This window comes from Pedobacter sp. 01N416 (assembly GCF_056399685.1).
The window spans coordinates 1-5,538 of sequence record NZ_JBFTRT010000331.1; the positions used below are offsets into that span (position 1 = coordinate 1).

Annotated in this window: 4 protein-coding genes; all 4 read right to left on the reverse strand. The window is 34.1% G+C overall.

Going from position 1 to position 5,538, the window contains the following annotated elements; genetic code table 11:
* On the reverse strand, positions 1 to 1,399 hold a 1,399-nt coding region (locus AC1DND_RS17725; protein WP_477583617.1), incomplete at its 3' end, for a lanthionine synthetase LanC family protein.
* On the reverse strand, positions 1,383 to 2,276 hold the full coding sequence (locus tag AC1DND_RS17730) for a thiopeptide-type bacteriocin biosynthesis protein (protein ID WP_477583619.1): 894 nt from the start codon (positions 2,274 to 2,276) through the stop codon (positions 1,383 to 1,385). The genes AC1DND_RS17730 and AC1DND_RS17725, both read right to left, overlap by 17 nt.
* On the reverse strand, positions 2,267 to 4,855 hold the full coding sequence (locus AC1DND_RS17735; protein ID WP_477583621.1) for a lantibiotic dehydratase: 2,589 nt from the start codon (positions 4,853 to 4,855) through the stop codon (positions 2,267 to 2,269). The genes AC1DND_RS17730 and AC1DND_RS17735 overlap by 10 nt, the downstream gene beginning before the upstream one ends.
* 2 nt (positions 4,856 to 4,857) lie before the next feature.
* Positions 4,858 to 5,538 (reverse strand): HlyD family secretion protein (locus AC1DND_RS17740; RefSeq protein ID WP_477583622.1); only part of this gene is annotated, 681 nt, incomplete at its 5' end.

Consider the following 5,538-nt stretch of genomic DNA (forward strand, 5'->3'; position numbering starts at 1 on the left):
GCCCTTCTTTAAATAAATTAAAAAAAGTTTTCGATAAAATATTGAAAGATTCAGCCGAAATTTTATCGAAATTTTCGGGGTGCATATTTTTCGCAATAGCTTTGAGAAAAATTTCCATAAAATTAATCTCTGTTTTATTGCTCTTGAGATTAATTTTAGGTAACAGTATCGAAGATTCTTTTTCATTTAGCATAAAAATAAAGAAGTAACCGATACCTGAAAGCCCAAGGAATAAGCTAGGGTCTACACGTTTGTCTATATGCGTAAATGTAGTATAGTAACCTTTATTTATTGACTTAGATAAAAGAATGTACCGTGCAAATTCTTCGGGAACCATTTTATACCTTCCATACCTTTTTTTTCTCTGATTCAAAAAAACAAAGGCATTCCCGGCAATTCCATGACACAGTCCCAATGAAGGACGAGCCATTCTATTACCCTTTGGCAGAACTGTTTTCTTTAAGGCATTGTTAATTTTAAGTTTTTCATCCGTTATCACGTCCCTTCCGTTTCCTAAAACAGATTGCCTCAAAAGACCAATTCCTGGAGCACCGTGACACCAAGACACACAATCGATTACCTTTTTATCGGATAAGGAAGGAAATCTATAATTATCATCAACTTCTTTTTTTAACCTGTAATCGGGCCAATTGTTGATTTCTTTATTAAAATGCCTATTTTCATAATCAAAACAGATGGACGCGATTACTAAAAGATTATCGTCATTGAATAGCTTGCTTAATTCATGAAAAACAAATCCGTAGCCCGCATTGCCATGTGATAAGCCACATAACGGCGCCATACTGTGCGGTTTCCATCCCCAGAATATTCCCGTTTTATTTATGGACAGATCCTCAATTAGTTTAACAGCTCCCATTTTGATTCCTTCAAGAATATCAGATTCCGGAATGATATCATGAATTTGAATGAGCCCAATTAACGTTCCAGCTAAACCACCCAAAAAGTCGTGTTTTTTTATTGGATTGTTAAAATCGCAGATAGCTGCACGAGAAATATCAAGACTATGTTTGGTATACTTTTCATTATTCAAAAGTTTTCCGCACAACGCAAAGACATAGGCGGTTCCTACTCTTCCGGTAAGAAAGGCATAATTTGTGGTTGATTCTTTTTTAGTCCGATTATAAAGCCATTTTACCGATTCTTCAATAATCTCAAGATATTCTTTTTTTGCATCGAATTGATATAGCTCGATAAAAAACAAACAGATCCCAGCATTACCTCCATATATAAACTCGTTTTTTTCGGAATCGTCTATTCGATTAGAATCATTGTATCTATGCCAGAAACGCCCATTTTTACCCTTTATCGAGGAACTGTGAAGAAAGATTGCAATCTCCTCAATCTCCCGAATTAATTCCTTCTTAATTTTGCTCTTCATTTAATCCTTTGAATGATCTATAAATAACATAATATATGTACGATTCGTCCTGGTTTAGGATTCCTAATCTATTGTTTGTCATATGACAGAAGCTATCAAATATCCCCCAAAGTGATTTGGTTTGATCATCTGAAAAAAGAGAATTGATATCAGGGGGGCAAATTAGATCATTTGATACATGCAAAACTAAAAGCTTATTTAATACTTCTGAATTTTGCTCTCTCCACTGGTGAGGGTTATTATCTTCCCAGATTTCTTTAACAGAAGCTAATATTTTTGCTTTTTGTTTCAGGAATGATCTGTCTATCGCATTTATCAATTCCTGTGTATCAATTTTCAGTTTAGCAGATGCCAAAGAAAGCCATTGATAAAAAATAGTTCTAAAAAATGCTGTTGCTGCCTCAGTAGACAAACCTATTCCTTTCGCAAAGTTCACATGCAGTTTAATGGCGAAGCCTATTGCCAAATTGTAATCCCAAGAGGTTAAATTGGTTGTTAATATGCCTAGAACAGTTGTTGAAGAAAAGTTAAACTGTTGTTCAGCAACCAAAATCGCTTTTTCTCCTCCATAACGCGCTATTTCAGGAATATATTCAACTGCTTTGAATCTTACTAAATATTTTTTTATGGAAATCTGTTCCTCTAAATATTTAGAAATCAAAATTCCTAAATCATATGATGACCGTGTCCTAAATCTTATATGTGGCCCTTCTTCCCAATATCTTATGTAGAAATATCCTATAAGCACTTTACTTTCGGTAAGCAGATCTACAAGGGGCTTAATAACCTCAACCAAACAGTTTGTATAATCATTAATATGATTATAATAAATGTATACAGAATGCCATACGGGCTTCTCTAGCTTTCTTATCTCCATTGCACCAGATATTCCGACACGAATTTTTTAGAGGCACTGGTGAAAAGTTGTTCACCGTCGGGAAGCATTTCCTGCATTACTAACTGTTTTTCCGACTTTTGGACTTTTTTAATAAACAAATTGATTAGTAATGGAGACCGAAAATCCAAGTACTGAGGTTTCTTATCGTCGTCTACAGTTCCTTTAGGCGCACTGAAATAAAAGAATACTTGATCAGGAACAGATAGTGCATTTCTCCATCTGTTGACTTGAACAAATGATTTTGAAGTACTCAAATCATCAACTTTTGGTAATTCATGTTTGTCAACCATCCATGTTTTCCGTTGTATTACTATTTGGTTATCCAGTACTATCCTTGGCAACACACTACCTTTACCGACAATTTGGGTAAATCTTTTATTGACAATTGAATTAAAATACGAAAATGGAAGAAAAGTTGAAGGACTGTCAAACCTATTTAAAAATGTAAATAGACCGGATCTTGCTTTCATTGACTGAAATCCCAGATCAAAAATATTTGTTTTCTTGCCAGACTTCTCATCAACTAGTTCAACCGAATCTGTTGCTCTTTCGTACTTTACGGCCAAGTTCTTAACCATAATCCTCTTATTTTTGCTATAAGTATTCTGGCTTCCTGGCATATCAATTTCGAAATTCAACAATGGAGGATGTATATTGGCATTGAAATATGTTGAGTCACAATTTTCTGCAAGTATTTCAGAAGCATAATCTTCACGGCTCCAAGATAAAATATCGGCTTGAACGGACTTATCAAATAAAGTGATAAATCTTCCAAATAATTTATTATGTCCAGTAAAAATTCCATTGATCACACAACTCAACTTATTGCTACTGTTGATAAAGAATTGTAGAAACGATCCTTTTGAAGCCGTTCCACTCTTAAATGAGTCCGATAAAAAATCATCAGTTTTAAAATGCATAATATAAGAGTCCGGATTTTCTGTTTTATCTATCAGATCAATAACTTTTTTCTGGAAGGCCTGATATACTTCAGAATATAGCCCTTTAATTTCTGGGAGGCTTTTTCTATTTTTTTGATAGTCCATATAGAAATCAACGACGGGTACGGTAGCAGATCCAAGATAGTTTTGTTTATAGAATTCTTTGATGATTTCCTGTTCGCTTCTGTTGGGGTTTAGGAATTCAAAATTATTTAAGAACAAATCAATTTTAGAAATGATTTCTGACACAGCCTGTCTGCCAATTTTAATATCAGAATCGATTAAAGTATCTTCAAAAATAAGCATTTCAGGCTTGAAACTAAAAGCGATTGGATCACGATGATGGAAGACAGCTATTTTTTCAGAATCATCCGGCTCAAGATCCGGGTCAATTTTCACCTTTTCAATGATATAAGATTCCCGTAATTTTTCGAACAAATTTGTGATTTCAAAATCGAGTTTCCCTAATATTTCCTGCCTGGCCGAAGGTTGTGAGTACTCATATTCGTTACGGAATTTTTCAATTTGTGTAAAACTGGAAGCCAGCAACTCATAAAAACTCTCATTTTCTGGAATATTTTTAAAGGCGGCCAAAAGTTTACTAACCCAATTTTCATCCGCTCCAGAAACAGGAAAATCATATTCGAGAACCCCAAGACTTATCAATTGTAATAAAAATTCGTAAAGACTACCGTTCTCTAATTCAAACTCTTGTTGAACAATTTCTATAACCTCATTTATGGTCACTTGAGATTGCTTGTTTAGAATTTCAAATATTAATTTGAGCAGATCACTATTTTCAATTGTTTGGAAAGCCTCAGAATTGTTTGAATTGGTGATAAATGTTATTTTTCCATCATTTAATTTGATGGTCTGATTCAAAACTACCGGTACATCTTTATGCAAAAAAGGGCTTAGTTTGATAATTCCAATGATAGATTTCAGCAGGTAGTTATTTAAAGAAACTTTACTTTTTATTTCGGGGTATGTTTTGAAGCTCAGTGTCTTTTCTGCTTCGTCTATAACAGCTAGACCGAGATTGGTGAAAGAACTGAATGGTGATGTCTTTGCGGCAATTCTACTGATGTATGAAGTTAACCCTAATTCTGTTTGCGCGTCTCTTTTTCTATTCGATTTTGGGGTTAGGTATTTCCTAACACTTTCAGCAAGAATAGCAGATGAAAGGATTATTCCATTCTGGAAAGACGGGTGCTGTGTCAGTGTTTTTAGTTCTGTCCTGATCTGAGTATATTCTTCATGAAACAATTTTTCAATGGAATTAGCTAGTTCAGATAAAACCAAATCAGATATTCTTAGTTTATCTAGTTGGTCTGTTATTTCATTCAAATTATTCAGTTCACCAACAGCCCAGTCATAACCCCTATTGTTGTAAACATCACGTTTTAGCTTCAACAAAATATTTTGAATAGATCTGTTTTCTGATTTTTGTATGCAATTATAAATAAGATCTATCGCTTGATTTTTTAATAATTCATTTTTATCAAGTTCTGCTTCATATGCGGATAATAATGGCAAAGTTTCATGAAGGTTCAGAAAGGCTAGGGAACCGAAATCCATACCAGTTATTCTAACTAAAACATTTTTGGCAATATTCATATTTAGTTATTTGCAAAAAGAGAAGTAAATTTATTGAACACCCTTTCAATCAGCCGTTGATCTCGAGTTATTATTTCCACCGTGCCCTGCATTTCTTGGTTAAATTTCAGATTCTTACTATATGACGTTTTTAAACCGTTATTAAGATTAATACCAACCATGTAAGTATCGTTTACCGGGACCGGGGAAATGGTTTGTACCAGCCCACTTACGGATCCGTAATCAGCATATGGAAAATTGTCAAATTTAATAATGGCTTTCTGCCCGATGGCTAATCTACCAAACCCTAACATAGGTATGTAAGCTGTACAAACAAAGCTTCCACTGTCTGGATTTAAAACCATTAACTTTTCCCCAATGTTAACAAACTGGTTATTAACAATATTTGTTCGAAAGGACACTGCACCACTTATCGGTGCCTTTAACAAATTAAGATATTCCCAATTAGCTATATCAGCCTTAATGTTATTAATATTGCTTATGATTTGATTCAGTAATTCAACTTTCGATTTGCTATCCCCCTGCTGTAACTGTTTGATTTGAATATCAATCTTTGAAATCTGAAGAGAGTTGTTTATTATTTGGGAGGATGTACTTTCAAGCTCAGATTTTGATTGCGATAGAGATACTTTTGTTTTGTCAAATTCAATTGGAGCAATAACCCTTTTTACAAGGAGCAGACT